This window comes from Gordonia sp. J1A (assembly GCF_055393515.1).
In genome coordinates this window covers 3,855,533-3,881,406 of sequence record NZ_AP041607.1, presented here as the reverse complement: position 1 = coordinate 3,881,406, position 25,874 = coordinate 3,855,533, and the positions used below count along the sequence as shown (strand labels likewise).

The 25,874-nt window shown below is 66.5% G+C and carries 20 protein-coding genes; 5 read left to right on the top strand and 15 right to left on the bottom strand.

The genetic code is table 11. The features are described from left to right. Window positions 1-174 precede the first annotated feature (174 nt). Window positions 175-627, top strand: a complete 453-nt coding sequence (locus ACZ5QD_RS18135) for a flavodoxin domain-containing protein (RefSeq protein WP_045536613.1) — start codon at window positions 175-177, stop codon at window positions 625-627. Between the two features lie 32 nt (window positions 628-659). Here ACZ5QD_RS18135 and ACZ5QD_RS18130 read toward each other — a convergent pair whose 3' ends face one another. Both ACZ5QD_RS18130 and ACZ5QD_RS18125 read right to left on the bottom strand, forming a co-directional pair. After that, on the bottom strand, window positions 660-1,520 hold the full coding sequence (locus ACZ5QD_RS18130) for a DMT family transporter (protein WP_039866598.1): 861 nt from the start codon (window positions 1,518-1,520) through the stop codon (window positions 660-662). Between the two features lie 55 nt (window positions 1,521-1,575). Beyond that, window positions 1,576-2,115, bottom strand: a complete 540-nt coding sequence (locus ACZ5QD_RS18125) for an OsmC family protein (protein ID WP_006894419.1) — start codon at window positions 2,113-2,115, stop codon at window positions 1,576-1,578. Window positions 2,116-2,242: 127 nt separating this feature from the next. Between ACZ5QD_RS18125 and ACZ5QD_RS18120 the strand changes: the two genes are divergently transcribed. From ACZ5QD_RS18120 to ACZ5QD_RS18110, 3 genes are read left to right on the top strand one after another with little or no spacing between them, the layout of a single operon-like run. Then, the gene (locus ACZ5QD_RS18120; RefSeq protein WP_039866595.1) at window positions 2,243-2,512 is read left to right on the top strand and encodes a hypothetical protein; all 270 of its coding nucleotides are present in this window, start codon (window positions 2,243-2,245) and stop codon (window positions 2,510-2,512) included. Then, window positions 2,509-2,994, top strand: a complete 486-nt coding sequence (locus ACZ5QD_RS18115; RefSeq protein ID WP_006894417.1) for a SixA phosphatase family protein — start codon at window positions 2,509-2,511, stop codon at window positions 2,992-2,994. The genes ACZ5QD_RS18120 and ACZ5QD_RS18115 overlap by 4 nt, the downstream gene beginning before the upstream one ends. 31 nt (window positions 2,995-3,025) lie before the next feature. Then, on the top strand, window positions 3,026-3,529 hold the full coding sequence (locus tag ACZ5QD_RS18110; RefSeq protein WP_045536606.1) for a nucleoside deaminase: 504 nt from the start codon (window positions 3,026-3,028) through the stop codon (window positions 3,527-3,529). Between the two features lie 37 nt (window positions 3,530-3,566). Here ACZ5QD_RS18110 and ACZ5QD_RS18105 read toward each other — a convergent pair whose 3' ends face one another. Continuing rightward, the gene (locus ACZ5QD_RS18105; protein ID WP_433820344.1) at window positions 3,567-4,670 is read right to left on the bottom strand and encodes a DNA polymerase IV; all 1,104 of its coding nucleotides are present in this window, start codon (window positions 4,668-4,670) and stop codon (window positions 3,567-3,569) included. 32 nt (window positions 4,671-4,702) lie between these two features. After that, window positions 4,703-7,207: a hypothetical protein gene (locus tag ACZ5QD_RS18100; protein WP_464366992.1), complete on the bottom strand. Its 2,505-nt coding sequence runs from the start codon at window positions 7,205-7,207 to the stop codon at window positions 4,703-4,705. Window positions 7,208-7,458: 251 nt separating this feature from the next. Between ACZ5QD_RS18100 and ACZ5QD_RS18095 the strand changes: the two genes are divergently transcribed. Beyond that, complete coding sequence (locus tag ACZ5QD_RS18095; RefSeq protein ID WP_372452497.1) at window positions 7,459-8,448, top strand: alpha/beta hydrolase; 990 nt, start codon at window positions 7,459-7,461, stop codon at window positions 8,446-8,448. Between the two features lie 13 nt (window positions 8,449-8,461). On the opposite strand, the gene ACZ5QD_RS18090 is transcribed toward ACZ5QD_RS18095, so the two are convergent. The 11 genes from ACZ5QD_RS18090 to ACZ5QD_RS18040 form a co-directional block, all read right to left on the bottom strand. Beyond that, a complete protein-coding gene (locus ACZ5QD_RS18090; protein ID WP_433820342.1) occupies window positions 8,462-8,908 on the bottom strand; it encodes an SRPBCC domain-containing protein in 447 nt (148 codons plus the stop codon). 107 nt (window positions 8,909-9,015) lie between these two features. Continuing rightward, the gene (locus ACZ5QD_RS18085) at window positions 9,016-12,972 is read right to left on the bottom strand and encodes a DNA-directed RNA polymerase subunit beta' (protein WP_006894411.1); all 3,957 of its coding nucleotides are present in this window, start codon (window positions 12,970-12,972) and stop codon (window positions 9,016-9,018) included. A gap of 37 nt (window positions 12,973-13,009) precedes the next feature. Further along, window positions 13,010-16,510, bottom strand: a complete 3,501-nt coding sequence (gene rpoB / locus ACZ5QD_RS18080) for a DNA-directed RNA polymerase subunit beta (RefSeq protein ID WP_006894410.1) — start codon at window positions 16,508-16,510, stop codon at window positions 13,010-13,012. Between the two features lie 319 nt (window positions 16,511-16,829). Further along, window positions 16,830-17,591 (bottom strand): hypothetical protein, encoded by a 762-nt coding sequence (locus ACZ5QD_RS18075; protein ID WP_006894409.1) that lies wholly within the window; start codon window positions 17,589-17,591, stop codon window positions 16,830-16,832. Continuing rightward, window positions 17,591-18,469 carry a hypothetical protein gene (locus ACZ5QD_RS18070; RefSeq protein ID WP_006894408.1) on the bottom strand — a complete coding sequence of 293 codons (879 nt, stop codon included), beginning with the start codon at window positions 18,467-18,469 and terminating at the stop codon, window positions 17,591-17,593. The genes ACZ5QD_RS18075 and ACZ5QD_RS18070 overlap by 1 nt, the downstream gene beginning before the upstream one ends. A 79-nt stretch (window positions 18,470-18,548) precedes the next feature. Then, a complete protein-coding gene (locus tag ACZ5QD_RS18065; RefSeq protein WP_006894407.1) occupies window positions 18,549-19,790 on the bottom strand; it encodes an MCE family protein in 1,242 nt (413 codons plus the stop codon). Further along, on the bottom strand, window positions 19,787-21,142 hold the full coding sequence (locus ACZ5QD_RS18060; RefSeq protein WP_006894406.1) for an MCE family protein: 1,356 nt from the start codon (window positions 21,140-21,142) through the stop codon (window positions 19,787-19,789). The genes ACZ5QD_RS18065 and ACZ5QD_RS18060 overlap by 4 nt, the downstream gene beginning before the upstream one ends. After that, entirely contained in the window at window positions 21,139-22,386 is a 1,248-nt protein-coding gene (locus tag ACZ5QD_RS18055) for an MCE family protein (protein ID WP_006894405.1), read from the bottom strand. Before ACZ5QD_RS18055 ends, ACZ5QD_RS18060 begins: the two co-directional genes overlap by 4 nt. Further along, window positions 22,383-23,468, bottom strand: coding sequence for an MlaD family protein (locus ACZ5QD_RS18050; RefSeq protein WP_006894404.1), 1,086 nt, complete (start codon window positions 23,466-23,468; stop codon window positions 22,383-22,385). Before ACZ5QD_RS18050 ends, ACZ5QD_RS18055 begins: the two co-directional genes overlap by 4 nt. A 2-nt stretch (window positions 23,469-23,470) precedes the next feature. After that, a complete protein-coding gene (locus ACZ5QD_RS18045) occupies window positions 23,471-24,556 on the bottom strand; it encodes an MCE family protein (protein WP_006894403.1) in 1,086 nt (361 codons plus the stop codon). Further along, window positions 24,553-25,869, bottom strand: a complete 1,317-nt coding sequence (locus ACZ5QD_RS18040) for an MCE family protein (RefSeq protein WP_006894402.1) — start codon at window positions 25,867-25,869, stop codon at window positions 24,553-24,555. Before ACZ5QD_RS18040 ends, ACZ5QD_RS18045 begins: the two co-directional genes overlap by 4 nt. Window positions 25,870-25,874: the final 5 nt, after the last annotated feature.

Here is a 25,874-nt window from a genome sequence, read left to right as displayed (position 1 = left end):
CTCGAGCCTCATCGCAGCGTCGATCACGGGCCCCTCGGTCGTCACGACAGTGGGGCAAAGGGTCCGCCCCGGCCTCATGAGGGAACAAAGTCCCTGGTAGGGGATTCGACTGAGCGATTAGGTTACGCTACCGTAATCGTCGTCGCAGACCGCAATACCCAGGAGTAAGCAACTATGTCAGCTGTCATCCTCTACGGCACCGAGACCGGCACCGGCGAGCTCGTGGCCGACGCCATCGCAGACGTATTGGCAGCAGACCACGATCCGTCGGTGTACGACATGGCGGAGTTCGCGGTCGAGGATCTCGACGCGAACGACTTCCTGGTGGTCGTCTGTTCCACCTACGGCGAGGGCGAACTGCCCTCCAGCGCGCTCCCGTTCGCGGACGAACTGGACGAGGAGAAGCCGGACCTCGCCGGGCTGCGTTTCGCGGTGTTCGGCATGGGCGACACCGTCTACGGCGACACCTACAACAAGGGCGGCGAGATCATGGCTGCCAAGCTCACCGAGCTGGGCGCGGTCCAGGTCGGCGAGCATTTCCGCCACGACGCGTCCTCGGCGGTGAAGCCGGCCAAGGCCGCCGAGGAATGGGCGCAGTCGCTCCCGGCGCTCATCGAGCAGGACTGAGCCGGCACACACCCCGACTCAGTGCGTGGACGTCACGGTCCGACGTTCACCCGCTCTTCACGCGTCTCACTCCGCTGTCCGCCTCGGACCGCCGCGTCCTGGGCGAGCTTGACCACCGCCGTCGCCGCGACCAGCGCCACGACGCAGAGGAACACGGCCGTCGGCGCGCTGACGTAGATGTTCTCGCCAAGCAGTGCGACGCCGAGGATCATGGCGACGGTCGGTTCCATCACGTTCATCGCGGGGAACGAGGTCTGCAGATCGCCGGCACCGAAACCCCGCTGCTGCGCGACGATCGCCAGCACGATGACCGCGATGAGCAGGTACAGCTCGGCATGCGGGAGCACGGACAGCGGGTCGTCCACGATGCGCAGGGCGACAGCCTTGATGAGCAGTGCGGACACGCCGAACAACGCTCCGGACGCCAGACCGTAGCTCAGCGCTCGGAAATGCGCGCTCCGGCACCGTTCGGCATTGACCACGATTCCGATGATCCCCAGCACCAATGCCCCGACCGTGATGCCCATGACCACCACGTTCGGTCGCCGATCGGTCGATACCGGGCGCGCGAGCACCAGGAACAGGACCACGCACACCACGAGCGTCAGACCCCACAGCCATTCGGCGCGCTCGAACCGGCGTCTGTCTATCCAGGCCTCCATGGGCAGCGCGAACAGGACCGCCAGCACCACCAGTGGCTGGACCACGAGTATCGATCCGAGGCCGAGCGCGGCGGCCTGGAGACCGAAGCCGGCCAGAGCGATCACGGCTCCGAGCCACCAGCCGGCGGTGATGGCGCCACTGGCGGCCGACGCCCGCTGCCGAAGCACGGTTCCGCCGGCGATCAGCACTGCTGCGGTGATCGCGAGCAGTATCGGTGCCCAGGTATGCATCACTGACAGATTAGTGCCCGCGACACCGCCCGAGTCGGCTACCGGCCGGTGGGACTCAGCGTGCGATGCGGAGTTCGGTGGTGACCGGCGTGGCGTTCACCGTCAGGTCCTGCACCGGGCAGTGGCGTTCGACGGTCTCCTGGAGCCGCTGGTAGTCCCCGTCCGACGCAGGTCCGGAGATGTCGGCGATCACGCGCACCGCGGTGAATCCCGGTCGCACGTCGGCGTCGAGTCCGAAGAACCCGCGGACGTCCAGATCACCTTCGGCCGACAGAGTGAGATCGTCGAACTCCACCCCGAGCCGTTCGGCCCAGAAGCGGTAGGTCACCACCTGGCACGACAGCAGTGCGGCCAGGTAGTACTCGACCGGGTTGGGCGCGCTGTCGGTTCCGCCGAGGGTCGGCGGCTCGTCGACCCGGACGCTGAACGAGCGCAGGGAGACCTCGCTCGACACTCCGGCCGTCGCCACCGCGGATGCGCCGAAGACCACCTGGGCATTGCTCGCCCTGGCGGCGACGGCATCGGCCGTGGCGGCGGCGATGGAGTTGAGCGGGGTCCGCGAATCCGGGATGTCGATGAGCTGTGTTGTCGTCATGGATGGAACCGTACGAAGATCCCGAGGCGCCGCACAGGGTTGCGGCCACAGCGGGTTTAAGCCTCGTCCGGCCCCGCCGCGGCCGCGCCTGCCCGGTTCTGTCACCCCCTGGATCTACCGTGTGGGCATGAGCTATCGCAGAGAACTCGAGCGGATGACGACACTGTCGTCGCAGGACATCGACGATGCCTGCGGGGGCTCGCGCATCCCGGCGTTGATCAACCACTGCGTCGACGAACTGCTGGAACTGACCGAGCTCGCCGACGAGGCGCTCACCGAGGAACGCATCGAGGAGCACGTCCTCTACGTGCAGGAGGTCTCGGCGTGGCGAGAGACCGCTCAACTGCTTCGGCTCATGGCGGCCGACCGCACCGTGCGCAGTACCGGTGCCGCATGACCGACCGCACTCTCATTCTGATGCGGCACGGCAAGTCCGCCTATCCGGACGGTGTCTACGATCACGATCGCCCGCTGAATGAGCGCGGGATGCGGCAGGCGCAGCTCGCCGGACGATGGATGACCGAGGACCGCCTCGCCGTCGATCAGGTCCTCTGTTCCACCTCGCTCAGGACGAGGATGACCCTCGAACAGACCGGCGTCGCCGCGCCGGTGGAGTTCATCGACGATCTGTACGGCGGGACGCCGTCGGAGGTGTTCGAGGCGGTTCGGATCCACACCCCGCCCGAAGCGTCCACCGTGCTGGTGGTGGGGCACTTCCCCGGCATGCCGGAGACCGCCCTGAGCCTCGATCCGGCCGGCGAGATCGACCGGTTTCCGACGTCCGCCTACGCGGTGCTGCGTATCGGTGTGCCCTGGGATCGCCTCGGGCTCGACGTGGACGCCGACGCCCGGCTCCTCGCGTTCCGGGTACCCCGCTGACCGCGGGGTTCTCCACGGTAACGTCGGCCGCATGACCCACACGATCACCGCACCGACCGACGTGGACCTGGTGCACCTGCGTCGATGCATCACTCTCGCCCGCGAAGCGCTCGACTCGGGCGACGAACCGTTCGGCTCGCTGATCGTCGATGCCGAGGGCATGGTCCGGTTCGCCGACCGCAACCGGGTCGGTGCCGGCGACCACACGCGGCATCCGGAGTTCGCGATCGCCCGGTGGGCGGCGAAGAATCTGACCGAGGAACAACGAGCCGCGGCCACCGTCTATACCTCCGGCGAACACTGTCCGATGTGTTCGGCGGCGCACGCGTGGGTCGGGCTGGGGCGGATCGTCTACGCGGTCGGCGCCCGCCGGCTCAGCACCTGGCGCACCGAGTGGGGCCTGCCCGAGGGCCCGGTCGCGGCCCTGCCGATCAACGAGGTCGCACCGGACGTCCCCGTCTCCGGTCCGGCCCCCGAACTGGCCGACGAGATCCGCGAGTTGCACGCTCGTTCGGCCGGAGTGAACCTCACCTGACCCGCGCCGGAATCCGGCGGCCGCACTGCCGCCGGATTCACTCCGGGTCGAGCAGTTCCAGCCGCACCGCGAGCAGTCTGATCGGCCGGTCGATCTCGAAGGCGTCGAGCAGATCGTCCGCGACAGCCGCGATCGCCTCGAGAGACGTCGTCGGAGCCGACAGCTTACGCATCTTGGTTCTGGTGAAGAATGTGGCCGTCCGTACGGTGAGGCCGACACGGAACGGGGTGCGCCTCTCCGCGACCACCTGTTCGAGCACCTCCTCGGTGAGGGCCCGCACCGCCTCGTGCAGTCGGCCGGGATCGGTGAGGTCGGTGTCGTAGGTCCGCGCCTTCGAATGCGACTTGGCGATCCGCGGCTCGTCGGAGATCGCGTCATCGCCTCCGCCCCGGCACAGCACGTACAGCCAGTCGCCCTGGTGCGGGCCGAACATCGCCGTCAAGTCGTCTCGATCGGCGGCGGCGAGCTGCGCCACCGTGTCGATTCCCGCGGCCGACAGCTTGGCCGCGGTCCGCGATCCCACGCTCCACAGTTCGCGGCAGGGACGGTGGTTCATCAGCGAGGCCCAGTTGCCGTCGTCGAGCACGAAGACCCGCTGTTCCTCGCCGGCCTCCGGACTCCGGACGGCCTGCTTCGCGAATCCGGTCGCCGCCTTGGCACGCTGTTTGTTGTCGGAGACGCCCACGCAGCAGTCCAACCCGGTCGCCGCCACCACCGCTCGCCTGATGCTCCGCGCCGTCTCGATGACGTCGGCGGCACTCAGCAGACGCGGGCCCGCGCGGTCTTCGATTCCCAGATAGGCCTCATCCCAGCCCCACACCTCGAGTGCATCGCCGAATCCCCGGAGGACGTCCATCACGCGCTCGGATGCGGCTTCGTACTCCTCCATGTCGAGCGGGAGGAATACCGCGTCGGGCGCCTTCTTGCTCGCGGCGCGCATCGGCATACCTGCCCGTACTCCGTCCGCGCGCGCCTCGTACGAGGCGCAGGTCACCACCTGCCGGGCACGCGTCGGATCGCCGTCCCCGCCGACGATCACCGCCTGTCCGACCAACTCCGGTCGCCGCTGCCGCTCCACGGAGACCTGGAACTGGTCGAGGTCGACGTGGAGCAGCCATCGGTAGCGGGTCGGGACACCCATGCGTCAACTGTATGGGAACACCGGCGGGCGGATCAGCCCGCGAGGGCGGGCTCGGGCTCGGTGGCGGAAGTCTCCGGCGCGGGCTGGTCGCTCGCAGGGGTCTCGCTCGCAGGCGTCTCGGTGGCGGGCTCCTCAGACGGCGTCTCCTGGGTCGGCGTCTCCTGGGACGGCGCGGGCTCGACGATCTCGATCGGAGCCGGCTCCGGGGCCGGGTTGACGATCATCGGAGGCAGATTCGTCGACGGTTCGCCGACGACCGCGTCGTCGAGCGCACGCTCGGGAGCGGAGGTGGTGACCGCGGCGAGGGTCGCCGTGTCGTCATCCTGCGTCGGCTCGGCAGGACTCCCCGGCCCTGTCGGCCCTGTCTGCTTCGCAGTGAGCCCGTCGATCAGGTTCTTGGCGAACTTCACGTCGTCGCCGATCGTGACAGCGTTCAGGTAGTTGCGCAGTGTCCCGATCGGATCGAAGGGGTTGTCGAGGCTCAGGGTGCCGAGTCCGAACGGATTGTCCACCTGCACCAGGCTGATCTTCGGCAGCAGGCCGGCGTGCGCACCCTGAGTGATCCTCGTGATCTGCGGCAGTCCGATCAGGTTCGGGCGAGTGCTGCCGTTCACCTCCACCGGCGGGAAGAACACGATCTGGTGTCCGAGCCATTCCACGGTGATCGGGTTGCGCAGTCCGTAATCACTGGTCAGCCAGTGCGCGGTGACGGTCCGCTCCACCACCGGATCGAGGATCGGCGCACCGGACTCATCGGTGGCCTGCTCCATCAGCTGCTTGCCGTCGGGACCGAGCTTGGGCTTCTTCACCGACCTGGTCTTGGTCTCGGTCTTCTGCTCGCCGGTCTCCTCGTCGATGACGGGAGCGCCGTTCTCGTCGACGACCGGCGCCTGGTACTCCTCATTGACCCACTCGTACACGCCGACCATCCGCGGCGCGGTCTTGACCCGCATCACCTGCTTGCCGTCGGCATCGAGCTTCGGGGTCACCCCGTCGGCCTCGAACACCGGTTCCTTGGCGTACACCGTCTGCACGTCCTTGGTGAACCGCACGAAGTCCTTGGCGAACTTGATCCGGTCCTCGCCGGACATCAGCGCCTTGAGCATGTCGGCCACGAACGGAGTGTCCATCATCGAGCCGAGGTCGCCGTCGCCCGACAGCAGCGGTGCCATCTGCTTCAGCAGCGCATCGTTGCCGAAGAGCAACGACGTGACGTCGGTCAGTCCCCACTGCTCCTGGCGGTGACCGCCGTCGGTGACCGGACGCAGATCCTTGTAGTAGTCGAACGTGCCGAGGGCGTTGGTACACGAACCGAGGCCCTCCGCCGTCGCCCGCGTCTTGAAGCCGAAGCAGGCCACCTCCTTCAGACCCGGCAGATTGCCGTTGATGCCGTCGACCAGATCGAGCATTCCGGCGGCGTCGGCCCCGGCCTCACCCGCGAGGCTGGAGTCGAGCAGACCCGCATTGCGCAGCTGGGTGAAGTCGAGTTCCTGTCCGAACCAGGTGAACTTGATGTCGCTGGTGTCCATGTTCACCGCGGACGCGAGACCCAGCTGCGACTGCGCGGTCGACGTCCGCCCGTGATCGGCGCCGGCGAGCGCTACCGCCAGCGCGTTGGCGGTCTGCGCGAGCGCGGTTCCCCCGCGCATCGACAGCGCGACGTTGATGCCGTCGCCGACGATGGTGGAACTGCCGATCGGCTTCACCGGAGCAGGCAGATCCTGCGGCTGGGTGTAGTCGTACTTGTGGTTGGTCAGGTATTCGGCGAGCTTGAGCGCCTCGGTGCGCTTCTCGAGATTGAGATCCTCGCCCTTGGTGACCTTCGTACCGCCGACGAAGAGGCAGCCGCCCAGCACCGTGTTCTTGATCGATCCGTCGTTCTGGAGGCATCCGTCCTTCGCCGCCCTGTTCACCGGCAGGGCCGCGTCGCGCTGGATCTCGGCGTAGGTCTTGTACTTGTCGAACGCGCCCGGATCGACCCTCGGCATGCCCAGCGCGGAGGCAGCGCCCTTCACCAGGTCGCTGCCGAGGGTGACGCCGCCGAGGATCTCGAGCAGGTTCCGCTCCCCCATCCGGTACTTGACGACGAGCAGGTTGATGTCGTCACTGAGGTCGAGCACCATGTTCTCGGCCGCCTGGCCGACCTCGAGAGTCTCGGGCAGCACCAACGCGACGCCCGTTCCGTTGGAACCCTTGCAGTCCGCGATCGCCTGCGGCGGGGCCGCCGGATCGAACTCCGTGCTCTTCGACGAGTCCGGACCGGTCGCGAGCGCACCCGTCCGGCACATCTCGACGAACTGGGAGACCATCGGATCGTCGAGCATCCCGAGGATCGCGTTCGGGTCCAGATCGCCCAGCCCGGCGATCGCGCTGGTCGAGGTCTCCGCGAAGGCGTGACCCGCGGGAGCCATGGCCGCACCTGCACCCAGAGCCGCGACGGCTCCCACCGCAGCGATCCCCTTCTTCAGCCGGCGGCGGCGCGCGCCTTCGGCGCGATCGAGTGCGCGGCGCTGCGCACGGTTCATGGGCTCAGTCACAGTTCTTCTCCAGAAGGGGGCGGATCTCTTCGCAAATCGGTCGAATCATAATTCGTGCCAGATTCCGGGTTCGTTTCGGCCGAACGGACGACGTGGCACAAATCTGACTTCACCCAGGTGGAGGTGGCACAAATCCATTCCTAGCGAACGCACGCCGGCGACGGGGGCCGAGTCTCGCGACGCTATCGATTCAGAAACGACCGGCTTTGCCGGTTTCCCATCCGTCACACCCGTCTCGTACGGTGACCTGTATGGCAGGAACTCGCACCACTCGACGCATGCCCTGGATCGCACGCCTCGCGATCATCGCCCTCGCCGGCACGATGGCGCTCCTGGTGCCGCCCGCCGCTCCGGCCGATGCGGCGCCCCGCGTGACCGCGGAACAGCGGATCAGTGCCACCGTCAGCCTGATCTCGGTGTACTCGCCGTCGATGCATCGCACGATCCGCGCGCACGTGTTGCATCCCGCCGGACGGCCGAGCGGACTTCCGACTTTCTACATGCTTCCGGGCGCCGGCGGTGCCGAGGACGGGATCTCCTGGTACAACAACACACCGGTTCGCCGGTTCTTCGCCGATAAGCGCACCAATGTGGTCCTGCCGATCGGCGGACGGTTCTCGATGATGACCGACTGGATCTCCGACGACCCGATCCTCGGCCGCAACAAGTGGCAGACCTTCGTCAACCGGGAGCTCCCCGCAGCGGTGAACCGAGCCTTCCGCACCAACGGAGTCAGCGCACTCTCGGGTGTCTCCATGTCCGCCGGTCCGGCACTCGACCTCGCGACGCAGGCACCCGAAAAGTACCGCGCCGTGGCCGCGTACAGCGGCTGTCCCGGCGCCGCCGATCCGCTCGGCACCATCGCGGCCACGGCGATCGTCGCCCGCGGCAGCGGCAACGTGCTCAATATGTGGGGACCTCCCGGCGGCCCGGCCTGGCGTGCCCACGATCCAGTGCTCAATGCCGCCAAGCTGCGGGGCACCGCCGTCTACCTGTCGGCGGGTTCGGGCCTGCCCGGTCCCGTCGACGGTGATCCGCTGCGCACCGGCGGCGGGCTCGTCGGCGGCAACATCATGGAGGCCATCGCGCTGCGGTGCACCACGAATATGGCCGACCGGCTGAGCGCCCTGGGTATCCCGCACACCTTCGTGCACCGGCCCGACGGCGTCCACACCTGGGGCCTGTTCTACGCCGACCTTCGCAATTCATGGCCGATGATCGCGCGCGCGATCGGCGCCTGAGCGCACGCCGCGCTCATTCCCGGGCGAGTTCCTCCGCACGTGGCGCCAGAGCCCGCGTCACGGCAGCGAACTTCGCGACGAGCTCCTTGCCGAACAGCAGCTTGACGATGCCCGACGCCGGGCCGGTGATCTCGAAGTGCGACTCGTAACGGCTGCGTCCGTCGCCGAGGTCCACCACGGTGTGCCTGCGCAGGCTGCGCACCGCGCCGAACGGCGCGGGCTTCATCCGATAGGAGAACGACCGGCCCTCGTCGACGGCGTCGATGTACTCACGCGTCCGCTTCAGCCCGCCCGGACCGAGCCGGAAGCGCATGTCGATCGGATCGCCCGGCCGCAGGGTGGATCGGCACTCCACCTGGAAGGGATTCCATTCGCCGTACGCATCGAAGTCGGTCAGCACCTGCCACACCACGGCGGCGGGAGCGTCGATGTCGATCGAACTGTCGGTGATCAGAGCCATGCGGCCATCGTAGAACACGTTCTAAATCGGCGGCGTTCGCCGGGTCGAGGCACGAAACGACGAGGGTCCCGCCTCCGGATGGAGACGGGACCCTGCGTTCGGTCGGATCAGCGGAAGTCGCTGCCGAAGCCGTAGTCGTCCAGCGGAACGGCGGCACCGCTCGGGGCACCGAAGGTGCCGTCCGGGCTGTAGTAGGTGTCGTCGTAGGTCGGCAGGGCGTACGCCGCTGCGCGGGCCTCCTCGGTCGGCTGGACCTCGATGTTGCGGTAGCGGTTGATACCGGTACCGGCCGGGATCAGCTTACCGATGATCACGTTCTCCTTGAGGCCGACGAGCTTGTCGCTGCGGTTGTTGATCGCCGCATCGGTCAGCACGCGGGTGGTCTCCTGGAACGACGCCGCCGACAGCCACGAATCGGTGGCCAGCGAGGCCTTCGTGATGCCCATGAGGACCGGTCGGCCGGCAGCCGGCTCCCCGCCCTCGGCGACAACGGCCCGGTTGGCCGCCTCGAACTCGGCGCGCTCGGTGAGCGAACCGGGCAGGAACTCGGTGGCGCCGGAGTCGATGATCGTCACACGGCGCAGCATCTGGCGGACGATCGTCTCCACGTGCTTGTCGTGGATCGACACACCCTGGCTCCGGTACACCTCCTGGACCTCGTTGACCAGGTGGATCTGCACCTGACGCGGGCCCATCACGCGGAGCACCTCGTGCGGATCGGCAGCGCCCTCGAGGAGCTGCTGACCGACCTCGACGTGATCGCCGTCGGCCAGCAGACGCTCGCTGCCGTCCTCGTGGCGGAACACGCGCAGACGCTGACGCTTCGACAGCTTGTCGTACACGACCTCGTCGCTCCCGTCGTCCGGGATGATCGTGATCTTGTAGAACCGGTCGTCGTCCTCCATGCGGACCCGGCCCGAGACCTCGGCGATCGGGGCCTTGCCCTTGGGGACACGGGCTTCGAACAGCTCGGTGACTCGCGGCAGACCACCGGTGATGTCGTCACCGACGCCACCCTGGTGGAAGGTACGCATCGTCAGCTGCGTGCCGGGCTCACCGATCGACTGCGCCGCGATGATGCCGACGGCCTCGCCGATGTCGACGAGCTTGCCGGTGGCCATCGAACGGCCGTAGCAGTGCGCGCACACGCCGGTGCCGGTGGCACAGGTCAGGACCGAACGGACCTTGACCTCGGAGATGCCTGCCGCGAGGAGAGCCTCGATGGCCGGATCGCCCAGGTCGTGCCCGCGCTCCACCACGACGTTTCCGTCCGCGTCGACCGCATCGGCCGCGAGCGTACGGGCGTACGCCGAGGTCTCGACGTGGGCGTCGCGGATGATGCTGCCGTCCGGCTGCTTCTCGCCGAGCGGCACCACGATGCCGCGCTCGGTGCCGCAGTCGGTCTCGCGGACGATGACGTCCTGCGACACGTCCACCAGACGACGGGTCAGGTAGCCCGAGTCGGCCGTACGCAGTGCCGTGTCCGCCAGACCCTTACGAGCGCCGTGCGTGTTGATGAAGTACTCGGCAACGGTCAGGCCCTCGCGGAACGAGGACTTGATCGGGCGCGGGATGAACTCACCCTTCGGGTTCGTCACCAGGCCCTTCATACCCGACAGGTTGCGGACCTGGGTCATGTTGCCCGTGGCACCCGACTTCGGGATCATCGTGATCGGGTTGTCGTCGGGGTAGTAGTCCTCGAGCGCCTTACCGACCTCTTCGGTGGCCTGCTTCCAGATCTCGACCAGGGCGTCGCGACGCTCGTCGGGGGTAAGACCACCGCGCTGGAACTTGCGCTCCAGACCGTCGGCCCGCTCCTCGTAGCGCTCCAGGATCTCTGCCTTGGCCGGCGGCACCAGAACGTCCGACATCGAGACGGTGACGCCCGAGCGGGTGGCCCAGTAGAAGCCCACGTCCTTCAGCTTGTCGACGGTCTGCGCGACGACGATCATCGGGTAGCGCTCGGCGAGATCGTTGATGATCACGGCCTGACGCTTCTTCGGCATCTGCTCGTCGATGAACGGGTAGTCGCGCGGCAGCAGCTCGTTGAACAGCACACGTCCCAGGGTGGTGACGGTCTCCCACGGCTGACCACGGGTCCAGCCCTCCGGGAACAGCTCCGCCTCCACGTCGGCGGGCGGACGCTGGTCGGTCAGCCGCACCTTGATGCGCGACTGGATGGTCAGCGCACCGCGGTCGACGGCCATGATGGCCTCGGCCGGGCTCGAGTAGACGCCGCGCTCCACGTCGCCGTCCGTGGCACCGGTGTACTCGCCGGTCAGACCGTCCTTCTGGGTGGTCAGGTAGTACAGGCCGGTCACCATGTCCAGACGCGGCATGGCCAGCGGGCGGCCCGATGCCGGCGACAGGATGTTGTTCGAGGACAGCATCAGGATGCGGGCCTCGGCCTGCGCCTCCGCGGACAGCGGCAGGTGCACGGCCATCTGGTCACCGTCGAAGTCGGCGTTGAACGCCTCACAGACCAGCGGGTGCAGCTGGATGGCCTTGCCCTCCACCAGCTGCGGCTCGAAGGCCTGGATGCCGAGTCGGTGCAGCGTCGGCGCACGGTTCAGCAGAACCGGGTGCTCGGCGATGACCTCTTCGAGGACATCCCAGACGGCGGGGCGCTGACGCTCCACCATGCGCTTGGCCGACTTGATGTTCTGGGCCTGGTTGAGATCCACCAGACGCTTCATCACGAAGGGCTTGAACAGTTCCAGAGCCATCAGCTTCGGCAGGCCGCACTGATGCAGCTTGAGCTGCGGGCCGACGACGATGACGCTTCGGCCCGAGTAGTCGACGCGCTTGCCGAGCAGGTTCTGACGGAATCGGCCCTGCTTGCCCTTGAGCAGATCGCTCAGGGACTTCAGCGGGCGGTTGCCCGGCCCGGTGACCGGACGGCCGCGACGGCCGTTGTCGAACAGCGCGTCCACCGACTCCTGCAGCATCCGCTTCTCGTTGTTGACGATGATCTCGGGAGCACCGAGGTCGATCAGTCGCTTGAGACGGTTGTTGCGGTTGATGACACGGCGGTACAGATCGTTCAGATCGGAGGTCGCGAAGCGGCCACCGTCGAGCTGAACCATCGGGCGCAGTTCCGGCGGGATCACCGGCACGGCGTCGAGCACCATCGCCTGGGGCGAGTTGCCGGACTGCTGGAACGCCGCCACGACCTTCAGCCGCTTCAGCGCGCGCAGCTTCTTCTGGCCCTTGCCGCTGCGGATCGTCTCGCGCAGCGACTCGGCCTCGGCCTCGATGTCGAAGTTCTCGAGCAGCTTCTTGATGGCCTCGGCGCCCATCGAGCCGGTGAAGTACTCGCCGAAACGGTCCTCGAGCTCGCGGTACAGACGCTCGTCGACGATCAGATCGCCCGGGGTGAGCTTGGTGAACTTGTCCCAGATCTCGTCGAGAGCCTCGACCTCGCGGTTCGCGTGGTCACGCATGCGCTTGAGCTCACGCTCGGCGGCGTCGCGGACCTTGCGCTTGGCGTCGGCCTTGGCGCCCTCGGCCTCGAGCTCGGCCAGATCGGCCTCGAGCTTCTGCTGACGCTCGGCGAGAGCGGCCTCGAGATCGTCGAGGATCGCCTTGCGCTCCACACCGATCTCGGCCTCGCGGGTCGAGAGCTCGGCGTGACGCAGCTCGTCGTCGACGGCGGTGATCACGTAGGCGGCGAAGTAGATGATCTTCTCGAGATCCTTCGGCGCCAGGTCGAGCAGGTAGCCCAGCCGGCTCGGCACACCCTTGAAGTACCAGATGTGCGTGACCGGAGCGGCCAGCTCGATGTGGCCCATGCGCTCACGGCGCACCTTGGCCTTGGTCACCTCGACGCCGCAGCGCTCACAGATGATGCCCTTGAAGCGCACGCGCTTGTACTTGCCGCAGTAGCACTCCCAGTCGCGAGTCGGTCCGAAGATCTTCTCGCAGAACAGGCCGTCCTTCTCGGGCTTGAGCGTGCGGTAGTTGATGGTCTCCGGCTTCTTGACCTCACCGTACGACCAGTTGTGGATGTCGTCGGCCGTCGCAAGGCCGATCTTCAGTTCGTCGAAAAAGTTGACGTCGAGCACTAGTTGCCTTTCAGTGTCTCTTCTAGTCAGGTGAGGATCAGTTGGCGAGATCGTCGACCGTGGCGGACTCGTTGCGCGACAGGTTGATGCCAAGGTTGGCAGCAGCGCGCTCGAGGTCCTCGTCGTCGGTGTCGCTCATCTCGATGGCGGTGCCCTCGCTGGAGAGGACCTCCACGTTGAGGCACAGCGACTGGAGCTCCTTCAGGAGCACCTTGAACGACTCCGGGATGCCCGGCTCGGGGATGTTCTCACCCTTGACGATGGCCTCGTACACCTTCACGCGGCCGACGACGTCGTCCGACTTGATGGTCAGCAGCTCCTGCAGGGTGTAGGCGGCGCCGTAGGCCTGCATCGCCCAGCACTCCATCTCACCGAAGCGCTGGCCGCCGAACTGGGCCTTACCGCCGAGCGGCTGCTGGGTGATCATCGAGTACGGACCGGTGGAACGCGCGTGGATCTTGTCGTCCACCAGGTGGTGCAGCTTGATGATGTACATGTAGCCGACCGAGACCGGGTACGGGAAGGGCTCGCCGGAACGACCGTCGAACAGCGTCGCCTTGCCGTCCGGACCCACCATGACCTCACCGTCGCGGTTCGGCAGGGTGGAACCGAGCAGACCCGCGAGCTCGTCGTCCTTCGCACCGTCGAACACCGGGGTCGCGGTGTTCGTGTTCGGCGGAGCCGAGTGCATCGCCTCGGGCAGGCGCTTGGCCCACTCCTCCTCGAGCTTCTCCGTGTCGATGTTCCAGCCGGCCTTCGACACCCAGCCGAGGTGGGTCTCGAGGATCTGGCCGATGTTCATACGACGCGGAACACCGTGGGTGTTCAGGATGATGTCGACCGGGGTGCCGTCGGGCAGGAACGGCATGTCCTCCTGCGGGAGGATCTTGCCGATGACGCCCTTGTTGCCGTGGCGGCCGGCCAGCTTGTCGCCGTCCTGGATCTTGCGCTTCTGCGCCACGTAGACGCGGACCAACTCGTTGACGCCGGGCGCCAGGTCGTCGTCCTCGTCGCGGCTGAACGTGCGGACACCGATGACCTTGCCGGTCTCGCCGTGCGGCACCTTCAGCGAGGTGTCGCGGACCTCGCGAGCCTTCTCACCGAAGATCGCGCGCAGCAGGCGCTCCTCCGGGGTGAGCTCGGTCTCGCCCTTCGGCGTGACCTTGCCGACCAGGATGTCGCCGTCGCGGACCTCGGCACCGATGCGGACGATGCCGCGCTCGTCGAGATCGGCCAGCACCTCGTCGGAGACGTTCGGGATGTCCCGGGTGATCTCCTCGGCACCGAGCTTGGTGTCGCGGGCGTCGATCTCGTGCTCCTCGATGTGGATCGAGGTGAGCACGTCCTCTTCCACGAGGCGCTGCGACAGGATGATCGCGTCCTCGTAGTTGTGGCCCTCCCACGGCATGATCGCCACGAGCAGGTTCTTGCCCAGCGCCATCTCGCCCTGGTCGGTGCAGGGGCCGTCGGCCAGGACCTGACCGGCCTCCACCCGCTGACCCTCGTCGACGATCGGCACCTGGTTGGCGCATGTGCCGTGGTTGCTGCGCTCGAACTTGCGCAGCCGGTAGCTGTCGCGCGTTCCGTCGTCGGCCATCACCGTGATGAAGTCGGCGGAGACCTCCTCCACGACACCGGTCTTGCCGGTGACGATCACGTCGCCGGCGTCGACCGCCGCACGCAGCTCCATGCCGGTGCCGACCAGCGGCGCCTCGCTGCGGACCAGCGGCACCGCCTGGCGCTGCATGTTGGCGCCCATCAGCGCACGGTTGGCGTCGTCGTGCTCGAGGAACGGGATCATCGCGGTGGCGACCGACACCATCTGGCGCGGCGACACGTCAAGGTACTCGACCGACTTGGCCGGAACGAACTCCACCTCGGCGCCCTTGATGCGGACCAGGACGCGCTCGTCGGTGATGGTGCCGTCGGCGTCGTAGTTGGTGTTGGCCTGACCGATCAGGTAGCGATCCTCCTCATCGGCGGTCATGTACTCGATCTCGTCGGTCAGCACACCGTCGACCACCTTGCGGTACGGGGTCTCGATGAAGCCGAACGGATTCACCCGCGCGTACACCGAGAGCGAACCGATCAGACCGATGTTCGGACCCTCGGGGGTCTCGATCGGGCACATGCGGCCGTAGTGCGAGGGGTGCACGTCGCGGACCTCGAGGCCGGCGCGCTCACGCGACAGACCGCCCGGACCCAGCGCCGAGAGACGACGCTTGTGCGTCAGCCCCGACAGCGGGTTGTTCTGGTCCATGAACTGCGACAGCTGGCTGGTTCCGAAGAACTCCTTGATGGCCGCGACCACGGGGCGGATGTTGATCAGCGTCTGCGGGGTGATCGCCTCGGCGTCCTGGGTGGTCATGCGCTCACGCACCACCCGCTCCATACGCGACAGGCCCACGCGGATCTGGTTCTGGATCAGCTCACCCACGGTGCGGAGCCGGCGGTTGCCGAAGTGGTCGATGTCGTCGACCTCGACCGGCACCTCGACGCCGCCCGGGACGGTCATCATGGTGGTGATGTTGGGGTCGGCCTCGTGCAGGCGCACCAGGTACTCGACCGTGGCGATGATGTCCTCGGTGGTCAGCGTGGATTCGCCGACCATCGGGTTCGCCGTGAGGCCGAGCTTCTTGTTGATCTTGTAGCGGCCGACGCGAGCGAGGTCGTAGCGCTTCTCCTTGAAGAACAGGTTCTCCAGCAGGCTCTCCGCGGACTCCTTGGTCGGGGGCTCACCCGGACGCAGCTTGCGGTAGACCTCGAGCAGGGCCTCGTCCTGATTGGTGGTCGCGTCCTTCTCCAGGGTCGACATCATGATCTCGGAGAAACCGAAGCGTTCGGCGATGTCCTCGTTGGTCATGCCGAGTGCCTTGAGCAGGATGGTGACCGGCTGACGACGCTTGCGGTCGATGCGGACACCCACGGTGTCGCGCTTGTCGACGTCGAACTCCAACCAGGCGCCGCGGCCCGGGATCACCTTCACCGAGTGCAGCGTCTTCTCGGTGGTCTTGTCGATCGTGGAGTCGAAGTAGACACCGGGGCTGCGGACCAGCTGGCTCACCACGACACGCTCGGTGCCGTTGATGATGAAGCTGCCCTTGTCGGTCATGATCGGGAAGTCGCCCATGAAGACGGTCTGCGACTTGATCTCACCGGTGTTGTTGTTGATGAACTCCGCGGTGACGAACAACGGCGCCGCGTAGGTCATGTCCTTGTCCTTGCACTCATCGATCGAGGCCTTGACCTCGTCGAAGTGCGGATCAGAGAACGACAGCGACATCGAGGACGAGAAGTCTTCGATCGGCGAGAGTTCGCGGAGGACTTCCTCGAGTCCGCCGACCGGGTTCTCCTCACCCCGTGCAATCGCCTTTGCGCGCCACTCGGGCGTACCCACAAGCCATTCGAACGAGTCGAGCTGCAGATCCAGCAGACCCGGAACCTCGAGCGGCTCGTCGATCTTGGCGAAGGAAGCGCGGTGCGGCGCGCCCGGGATGATTCCCGCTGTGGTTGAGGTGGACTGGCGGTCGAGTGCCAAGATGCGTCCTTCCAACACGAAGTTTCTCGGTGCGTGGCCATGGTGGCCTGCGGTGGTCGTGCGACCTGCACAAACATCACACCCGAGAACCGTCCCCGGAGGGAGGGCTGGAAGGATGATCGATCAGCGGACAGGAGGCAGCCAGCGCAACGTCCAACTGTATCAGATATCTATGGCAATGGGTATACCCCTGCCGGAGAATGATTGTCGACGGCTGCCTACCTGGAGACAATCAACTTGTGACAGCGTGACGTGCCGAGGCTGTCACGTCAAGCGAAACGCGCCGAATCGGTCAGAAAAGCCTGTTCAGCGCCCTCGATCAGAACTGTCCGACTTCGCTGATCTTCCAATTCCCGCCATCGTCCTTGGTCAAGGTGTACTGGACATGCGGCACCTGGGAGTCGGCGATCACGCCGTCCCGCGAGGTGCTCACGATCAGTGTGCCGACCACCACCGCGCGATCATCGGTGAGGTCCGACAGGCCGAGAGCGTCGATCTGGCACTCCGACGCCGTCTTGGACTGTTCGATGACACTGCGGTTCGTCTTCAAGAAGGTCTCGAACTGGTCGAGCGCTCCACCGGTGAAGGTGTCGCGGGTGGACGCGGCCCACTGGTCGAGCTTCTTGTAGTCGAATTGGAAGGGCGCGCACGCGCCGGCCCGCGCCTGGCTGAGCACCTTGTCGGTCTCGCGCTGGTCGACGAACGCACGGTTGTCGCTCACGGTGACACCGGGATGGAATGCGAGGACGGTGGCGATGACGCCGAGTACGACGGCGACGGCCCCGGTGATCGCCGCGAGCCGGAGTGTCGACGAGGTGTCGCGCGGGGGGCGCCCCTGGTTCAGGGCAGCGGCGGCCTCTTCCCGGGCCGCCTTCTGCGCGGCCACCTGGCGCTTGCGCTCCACACCGGACACGGTGGGTCCGGCGGTATCGACGGGCTCGGTAGGGACCGTCGAGTGCTGCATCTGCTCGTCTGTGTCGGCCTGAACCGGCCTCGATACCGTGACGCGCGGCGCCGCTCGGCCCGCGACCTTCGGTGTCCGCTTTCCGGAACCGGGCTTGTTCGGACGTCCGCCGGCCATCAGTTTCCACCCTCCTGCGGCTGCGAGTCCTGCGACTGGTCCGCGGTGCCCTGGCCGGGCGCGGTCGACACCCCGGAGCCGGTGTCGGTGTAGTCGATCGGGTTCAGCGCGACCACCTTGGTCGCCTTACGCACACCGTCGACGTCGACCATCGTCAGGAGAAAGCCCATCTGTTGCTGCGCGACGGGCTGATTGGGGATCGTCGATGCGACGTTCGCGAACACCAGAACGGTGGCGGTGTCGTCGTCGGTGCTCAGCTCCGTGGTGGCGCTGCGCGTGATACGCGACTCGAGTTTGCCGACCTGTCCCCCGGAGGCCGCGACACGCTGCTCGACGTCGGCCACGACGCCGGTGTTCACCTGCTTGAGGGCATCTCCGGTGAGCGACGACTCCAGACGCTTCTTCCAGCCCGCGGTGTCCTTGGGGTCCACCGCGGTGATGTTGAGGACGGCCTGCTCGGCCGCATCGACCGACTCGTTGCGGAGCTGATCGGCCTCCGAGTCGACCGTGTATGCGCGGATCCCCGTGTAGCCGAAGTATCCGAGACACACCACCGCAGCGATGAGAGCCGCGACGGCGGCAGCCAGTGCCAAGGAGGCGAAAGGCGACCGCGCGGACGCGTCGTCGGTGTCGGCCTCCTCGGTGCCGCTGGACCACCGGGACCAGAACCGCAGGGAACGCTTCGGCGCGGCTGCGTCGTCCTCGGCAGCGTCGTCCTCTACGTCTGCCTCAGCGGTCTCCACCTCAGCGGTCTCTGCCTCAGCGGACTTCACCTCGACGGTGTCCGCCTCAGCGGATTCGGACGCGACGGGAGGCTCGGCGGACGTCGCGGCGTCCACCGGTTCGTCCTGCGGCTGGCTGGTGTCTTCGTGTGTCATCGAGCGCAACTGTAGTCATCGCGAGGCACGCCGTGCCAATCCGTCGCCGCCGCGGAGACGGCGACGGATCGGCCGGGCGTCACTTCGGATGCACACCCATCAGAGCGGCCAGCTGGGTCGCGAGCGGATTCAGGTTCAACTTGTCCGGATCCTTCTTCGGCGTGTTGTCCCACGGCTGTGCGATGTACGGATTCGCCAGCGCGGCGCGGTTGGCACCGCGGACCGACGTGGGGTTCCCCTCGGGCACGTTGCAGTTGGCCTTCGTGTTGAACGGGAAATCGTCGTAATTGACGTCGAAGTTCGGGTTGCGCTTCTTCATCTCGGCGATCATCGCCCACGTGCTCTCGTAGCCCTTGGTGCAGCTCACCGGGTTGCCGGTCTCCAGAACGATGCCGAAGTGGATCTGGCCGTCGCCGGGAGCGGCGCTGTGGCTGCCCGCCGACAATGCCGACAGCATCGCGAAGGTGGCACCGGTGGCGAACGACGCCGGCGCCGCCGCGTGAACGGTTCCGCCGAGCTGATGGATCAGCTTGGTGGTATCCGCACCGTTGTCCTGCAGGAAGGTCGAGAGCGCGGTGCCCGCCGGCGGGCCGTTCGTCAGAATGCGGCGGATCGCCGGATCCGAACTCACCAGCTGGGCGGAGACCCGGTCGAGATTCTTCGACCATGCGAGGATCTCGTCGGACTGGTCGGCCTGCGTCGACAGCACCACATTGGAGTTCTGCAGCAGCTGCGTGATCGGTTCGATGTTCCGGACGCCGTCCTTCGACAGCTTGTCCAGGGACGAGATCAAGTGCGTGAGGTCCTCGCCCTTGCCGTTGAACGCCGTGCCGAGTTCACGGATCACACTGCTCAGCTGATCGACCGGAATGGTCTTGGTGAGGCTGATCGTGTCGGCGATGACGTCCTGCAGCTTCGGGGGCGTCTCGGCGCCCTGGATGCGCGATCCGTTCTCCAGGTAGGGCCCCGCGCTCGTCTTGGGCTGCAGGTCGATGAACTGCTCACCGATCGCCGATCGGTTCGCCAGCACCGCCTGAGCCGAGGCGGGGACCTTGGGTGCGCCGGAGTTCATGTCCAGCGTCACGTCCACGCCGTTCGGCACCATCTTCATGTCACCGACCAGACCCACCGGCACTCCCCGATAGGTCACCTCCGCGTTGGTGAAGATGCCGCTCGCGTCGGGCATGTGCAGGGTCACCTTGTAGGTGGAGACGCCGACCAGCTTGTCGAGCCGGGCGTACTTGGCACCGACGTAGACGATCGCCAGCACACCGATCACCACGAAGACGATCAGCTGAATCTTGACGAGACGACTGGTCACTGGTCACCACCTCCGAGCATCCGCAGCGGCCCGTCCAGGAAGTTCTCGTCTCCCGACGGCATCGGCGAGTACTGAGCCTTCTTGTCCGACGACTTCTTCTGCACCGAGTTCTTCTGGCCCGACTTGCTCTGGGCGGTCCCCGACGACGGATTCATCGGGTACGTGCCACCCGACGGAGGAGTGTTCGGACCCTTCCGCGAGTTGGCCGCCGGCGGAAGCAGCGAGATCGTCGGCCAGCCCCAGCGGGGTCCGTTGCCGTTGATGTACGGGTTGTTCGGGTCGATCTTCGGCGGGCTGACGGTCGGCGCCTGGTACACCGGCTTGCCCTGTCCCACGCCGAGCGCTTCGAGCTGATTCAGCAGCCGGAGGTCGAGGGTCGCGAACAGGTTGGTCGAGTCGCCGTGCACACCGGGCAGCAGATCGTCCGGGAAGGGATGCGTCAGCATCAGCGGCAACGCGGTGACCGCGTCCTGTGCCGACTTCGCGAGCTCCGACAGGATCGGGCGCAGCGCCTTCAGGTCGGTGATGATCTGATCGTGCGCCTTGCCGAGGATGTCGGTGCCGACCTGGCCCAGATCGTCGAGCTTGGTGAGCAGGTCAACGAACTGCGGGCGCTGCTCCTCGAGCACCTTCACACCCGCAGGCAGTTGGTTCAGGATCCGCTCGATCTGAGCCGTCTGTTGATTGGCACGCGCCGACAGCTTGCTGACGCCGTCGATCGCGCTGATGATGTCGTCGCGCTGCTTGTTGAGGCTGTCGATCAACTTCTCCGACTGCTTCAGCAGCGAGCGCACCGTGTTCGGCCGGTCGCCGAGCGCCTCGTTCAGTGAGGTGATGATCGGCTCGAGCTGGTTGATGCCGCCGCCGTTGAGCAGCATCGACAGTGCGCCGAGCAACTGCTCGATATCGGTGACGGTGCGGGTGCGGTCCGATTGGATGGGTTCCGACTCGGGCTGACGCGGCGTCTGCGCCGTCACGCCCTGCGGCTCGGACAGCGCCACGAACTTCTCGCCGAGCAGGTTGGTCTGCTGAACCGAGGCCGAGGCCTCGTCGGAGAGATCGACGCTGTTCTTGACCTTGATCGTCACCAGCGCATCCCAGGCACCGGTGGGCACCTCCACCTTGGTGACCTGGCCGACCGGAATGCCGTCCATCTTCACGACCGACTGCGGGACCAGGTCCAGGATGTTGTTGAACACCACCTTGTAGGTCCGCGGGTTCGACCCCACGTCCACACCGCCCGGCAGAGGTACCGACTGGATACCGGAGCAACCGGTGGTCACCGCGAGAACGGTCGCGAGTGCGGCACCCATACCGGCGACGCGGGCTCGCGTCGACAGTTTCACCTTCATCGCTGTCCTCCAGGAAGACTCGGGTCCGGATTGCCCGGGACGGTACCCGGTGCCGGGTTCTTCTGCTCCTTGTCACCGCTCATGATTCCGAAGGGCAGCACCGGCAGCACCGGTTCCAGAACGCCCTTCGTGATCTGCGTGGCGACGTTCTTGCAGTTGTTGACCAGCGGCGCGAGCTTGCGGCTGAAGTCGACGGCCATCGGATTGCCGGGCAGCAGCTTGCCCAAGTCGAGCAACCGGCAGCCGGCGGCCAGCGGGTCCTGCAACTCCGGGATGTTGACGCGCATCGCGACGGTGCCCGACTCCGCGTCGTAGGCGTTGATCAGGTTACTGATCGTGACCGGCAGGACGGTGAGGATCTCGAGCAGGTGATCCTTGTTGTCCAGCAGCGCCTGACCCGTCGGCTGCAGGTCGCGGACGGCCTGACCGATCTTGTCGTTGTTGTCGGAGATGAACGTCGCGACATCGCCCAGCGCGTACGACAGGCTGTCGAGCGCCTTGCCCAGCTGGTCGCGCTCGCCGGCCAGGAAGGTGTTGAACGAGGCCATCTGGCTGTTGAACTGCCGGACCTGCGCGTCGTTCTCCTTCAGCGCACCCACGAAGACGTTCAGGTTGCGGATCGTGCTCATCAGGTCGGTGCTGCCGTCGGACAGCGTTCCCGCGGCCTTGGACAGGTTCGTGATCGCCTCGCCCAGCTTCGCGCCGTTGCCGTCCAGATTCTTCGAGAAGACGTCCACGAAGTCCGTGACGGCACCGTTCTGATTCGCGCCCTCGGGTCCGAGCGACTTCGACAGCTTCTGAAGGTTGGCGTAGATCGCGTCGATCTCCACCGGCACCTTGGTCTGCTTGGTCGACAGCGTCACGTCGCTTCCCGCCTGCGCCCCGCCGGAGTAGGCGGGGGTGAGCTGCACGTAGCGGTCGGCGACGATCGACGGGATGATCTGCACGGCCTTGACATCGGCCGGGAGCTTCACACCGCGGTTCACCCGCATGTCGACCTCGACCACGTCGCCGCGCGGGGTCACGTCGGTGACCTTGCCGACGTCGACGCCGAGCACCCGGACGTCGCTGCCCTTGTAGATGCCCACCGCGCTGGTGAACGTGGCGTGCACCTTGGTGGTGCCGATCAGGGTCGACGCCCACCAGCCGCCTGCGGCGATGATGAGGACGAGCACCAGACCGAGTGCGCCGTAGACGATGTTGCGCTTGTTGAACAGACCGGAGGTCTGACCTGACTCCGTCATCCGCCGGCCCCCGTTCCACCGTTGTTCAGATTCTTAGTCATGTTCGGCAGCCTGGTCGTGTTCTGCTGCGGCAGTGCGGGCGGCAGCAGGTTGGTGACCGTCGCCTCGAACCAGCGACCGTTGCCGAGCACGTTCGCGTAGACGCGGTAGAACGGCGCCATGTACGTGATCGTGTCGCGCAGATTCTTGTTCTGCCTGGTCAGCATGTCGGTCACGCCCTTGAGGGAATCGAGTGCGGGACCGATCTGCGCCTCGTTGTCCTTCACGATGCCGCTGAGCGACTTGCTCAGCGTGGTGGTGCTCGCGAGCAGAGCCGAGATGCTCTTCTGCCGGTTGTTCAGTTCCTTGAGCAGGACGCCGGCGCCGGCGATCAGCCGGGTGAACTCCTCGTTCCGGTCCGCGAGGATCTTGGAGGCGTCCTTGGTCGCCTTCAGCAGCCGCTGCACCTCCTGGTCGCGGCTCGCGATCGTGTTCGACAGCCGCGAGATGCCGGTCAACGACGAGTTGATGTCGTCGGCGTTGGTGCCGGAGAAGGCGGCCGACAGCGTTCGCAGCGACTTCGCGACCTCGTCGGTGTCGACGTTCTCGATCTGATCGGCCGCGTCACCGAAGGCCTCGATGACGTCGTACGGCGCGACCGTGTCGGTGAGCTTGACCCGGGGGTCGGCCAGTTCGCTGCCGCGCGGGTTCAGCGCCAGGTACTTCTGGCCGAGCACCGTCTTGATCTGGATAGACGCCTGCGTCTGGTTGCCGATCCAGGTGTTGTTCGCGGTGAAGGTGACGTCGACCTTGTCGTTGTCGAGCGCGACCTCGGTCACCTCGCCCACCTTGACGCCGGCGACACGGACCTCGTTGCCCGCCTTGAGCCCGGCGGCCTCGGAGAACTGCGCGGTGTAGCGCGCTCCCGCGCCCAGCAGCGGCAGGTCCTTCAGATAGAAGGACGACACCGCGGCCATGATCAGGATCAGCAGACCGAGTGCGCCGATGCTCGTCGCACTCCGTCGGCCGGCGAACCGTCGGCTCTTCTTAGGCGTCGTCGGAACTTCCGGCTGCCCGTCGGGTGTGTTCTGTCGGTCGGTCATGCTCACCCCCCGGGCTTCATGTCGCGCCAGCATCGCGTGGCGGCGCTGGTGTAGAGGACGTGGTTGATGTTCGGCAGCGGCACCACCGGCTGCGTCAGCAGGGTGGACTTACCGTTGCCCGCGACGACGTCGATGCCGCACAGATAGAACTGGAACCAGGAGCCGAAGGTCGCGGCCCGGCCGATCTTCTGCAGCTTGACCGGAAGGTTGGTCAGCGCCTTCTCGATGTCGTCGTCGCGCGAGTTCAGCTGGTCCGACAGCGACTTGATCCCCGCGATGTCGCCCTGGATGGCCGGTCGCGTCTTGCTCAGGATCGAACCGGTCACCGTGGTCAGGTTCGACACCGACGTGATCGCCGATCCCACCGACCCGCGCTGAGCCGCGAGCCCGGTGATGAGCTTCTCGGTGTTCACCAGGAGGCTGGTGAACTGGTCGTCGTTCCGGTTCACCGTGTTGAGCACCTTGGTCAGGTTGGTGATCATCTCTCCGATCACCTTGTCCTTGTCGGCCAGGGCGTTGGTGAGTCCGGCGGTGTCGCTGATCAGGTCGCCGATGGTGGTGTCCATGTCGCCCTGGAAGACCTTGATCATGGTCTCGGCGAGCTTGTTGATGTCCTCCGGGGTGATCTGCTTGAACAGCGGACGAAAGCCGTTGAACAGCTCGGTCAGGTTCACCGCGTCGTGCGTGCTCTGATGCGTGGGCGAGTTGGTGAAGGTGTATCCGGCGCCGACGGTGTCGTTCGCCGATCCGGGCCCCTTCTCCAGCGCCATGTAACGCAGTCCCGTCAGGTTGCGGTACCGGATGAACAGCTGGGTGCCCTTGGGCAGCCGATCACGGTCGGCGCTGAATCCGACGAGCGCCTTGTTGCGGTCGGTGATCTCCACGCTCTCGACCTGGCCGACGCGGACGCCCGCGATGCGGACATCGTCGCCGGGGTTCAGCATGGCCGCGTCGTCGAACACGGCTTTGAAGCTCGCCTTGCCGCCGGAGCCGGCGTTGGCGATGGTCAGACCGAGCATCGCGGTGGCGAAGATCGTGATGAGGGCGAAGATGATCAGCTTCACCAGGGGTGCGACGACGCCTCTCATTTGACGGTCACCTGCGCTCCCTGCAGCGATCCGGCACCGATGGAGGTGACCCACAGCGGCACCTGCTCCGGGCTCACACCCGACGACGCCCCGTAGAGCACCTGCATCTGGCGCTGGTAGTCGGTCTCCGACACGGTGCCGCTCGGCGTGCCGCTGAACTGCGGCTGAGGCAGATCCGGCCAGGTCTTGGGACCCGGGTTACGCGACGGCGGCTGGTACGAGCCGTCGGGAACACCGCCGCCGGGGTACTGCGGGAACGGGCGGCCGTTGGTGGCGGGCTCGTAGCAGCGGGCGGGCGGATCCACCCACAGCAGCCGGGGCTCGTCCTGGTTGGGCAGGTACCGGCCGCGCGGGTTCACGAACTGCAGGTTCACGTGGACGCCGGGGTTGGCGGTGCCCTTGCCGACGATCGGGCCCACCTTCGGGACGATCGTGGCGAAGTTGTGGAACATGCAGCCGAAGGTCGGCGACTGGCGCGCCGCAGCCTTCAGGAAGGGCTCGGAGTCGATGAACAGGTTCAGCATGTCCTTCTTGTTGGCCTTGAGGAACTTGGTCGTGTCCACCGCGGCCACGCTCAGCGTCTGGATGGTCGACCGAAGATCGCCCTGCCGCTCCACCACGGTGTTACCGGTGATGCGCAGGTTGTCGAGCGCGTCGATGATGTCCGGCACCGCTTCGGAGTAGGTCTGCGAGAACGACGCCAGTCCGCGGATGGTGCCCTGCAGATCGGTCATGTTCGCGTTGACCCGCGTGAAGATCGTGTTGAGCCGATCGACGATCTCGCCGATCTGGTGGCCCTTGCCGCCGATCGCCTGCGAGATCGCGCTCAGCGTCACGTTGAGGTCCTCCGGCGGGATCGCCTTGATGACCGGGAGCAGCGCGTCGAAGAGATCCTCGACCTCCTGCGAGTTGCCCTTCGGGTCGGTCAGGATCACCGATCCGTCCTTCAGCGTGCCGCCGTCCGAGCTCTCCGGGATTTGCAGAGCGATGTACCGCTCACCGAACAGTGTCTTCGGGAGCACCCGGGCCGTGGTGCCGTCGGGGAGATTGTGCATCTGGTCGGGATTGATGCCGAGTTCGACGTTGACCTTGCCGCCGGGCTCCACGTCCACATTGCGCACCGAGCCGACGACCACCCCGTTGGCCTTCACGTCGGCGTTCTTGACCAGCGAGTTGCCCGCGTTGTCCGTACGCAGCGTCACCGTCGAATAGTCGTCGAACGTCCCCCGGAACTTGAGCACCGAGACCGCCAGCAGACCGATGACGACGACGAAGAACAACAGGCCCAGGAGCCTGCGTTTGAGCGTCCCCACGTTTC

What these genes read in the sequence shown, in the direction of transcription:
- ACZ5QD_RS18125 (WP_006894419.1), bottom strand. Translation starts at nt 2,115, where the DNA reads ATGACGACAACACAGCTCATCGACATCCCGGATTCGCGGACCCCGCTC.
- ACZ5QD_RS18075 (WP_006894409.1), bottom strand. Translation starts at nt 17,591, where the DNA reads ATGGCCGGCGGACGTCCGAACAAGCCCGGTTCCGGAAAGCGGACACCG.
- ACZ5QD_RS18045 (WP_006894403.1), bottom strand. Translation starts at nt 24,556, where the DNA reads ATGAGAGGCGTCGTCGCACCCCTGGTGAAGCTGATCATCTTCGCCCTC.
- ACZ5QD_RS18110 (WP_045536606.1), top strand. Translation starts at nt 3,026, where the DNA reads ATGACCCACACGATCACCGCACCGACCGACGTGGACCTGGTGCACCTG.
- ACZ5QD_RS18060 (WP_006894406.1), bottom strand. Translation starts at nt 21,142, where the DNA reads ATGAAGGTGAAACTGTCGACGCGAGCCCGCGTCGCCGGTATGGGTGCC.
- ACZ5QD_RS18090 (WP_433820342.1), bottom strand. Translation starts at nt 8,908, where the DNA reads ATGGCTCTGATCACCGACAGTTCGATCGACATCGACGCTCCCGCCGCC.
- ACZ5QD_RS18115 (WP_006894417.1), top strand. Translation starts at nt 2,509, where the DNA reads ATGACCGACCGCACTCTCATTCTGATGCGGCACGGCAAGTCCGCCTAT.
- ACZ5QD_RS18105 (WP_433820344.1), bottom strand. Translation starts at nt 4,670, where the DNA reads ATGGGTGTCCCGACCCGCTACCGATGGCTGCTCCACGTCGACCTCGAC.
- ACZ5QD_RS18070 (WP_006894408.1), bottom strand. Translation starts at nt 18,469, where the DNA reads ATGACACACGAAGACACCAGCCAGCCGCAGGACGAACCGGTGGACGCC.
- ACZ5QD_RS18055 (WP_006894405.1), bottom strand. Translation starts at nt 22,386, where the DNA reads ATGACGGAGTCAGGTCAGACCTCCGGTCTGTTCAACAAGCGCAACATC.
- ACZ5QD_RS18120 (WP_039866595.1), top strand. Translation starts at nt 2,243, where the DNA reads ATGAGCTATCGCAGAGAACTCGAGCGGATGACGACACTGTCGTCGCAG.
- ACZ5QD_RS18135 (WP_045536613.1), top strand. Translation starts at nt 175, where the DNA reads ATGTCAGCTGTCATCCTCTACGGCACCGAGACCGGCACCGGCGAGCTC.
- ACZ5QD_RS18050 (WP_006894404.1), bottom strand. Translation starts at nt 23,468, where the DNA reads ATGACCGACCGACAGAACACACCCGACGGGCAGCCGGAAGTTCCGACG.
- ACZ5QD_RS18095 (WP_372452497.1), top strand. Translation starts at nt 7,459, where the DNA reads ATGGCAGGAACTCGCACCACTCGACGCATGCCCTGGATCGCACGCCTC.
- ACZ5QD_RS18130 (WP_039866598.1), bottom strand. Translation starts at nt 1,520, where the DNA reads ATGCATACCTGGGCACCGATACTGCTCGCGATCACCGCAGCAGTGCTG.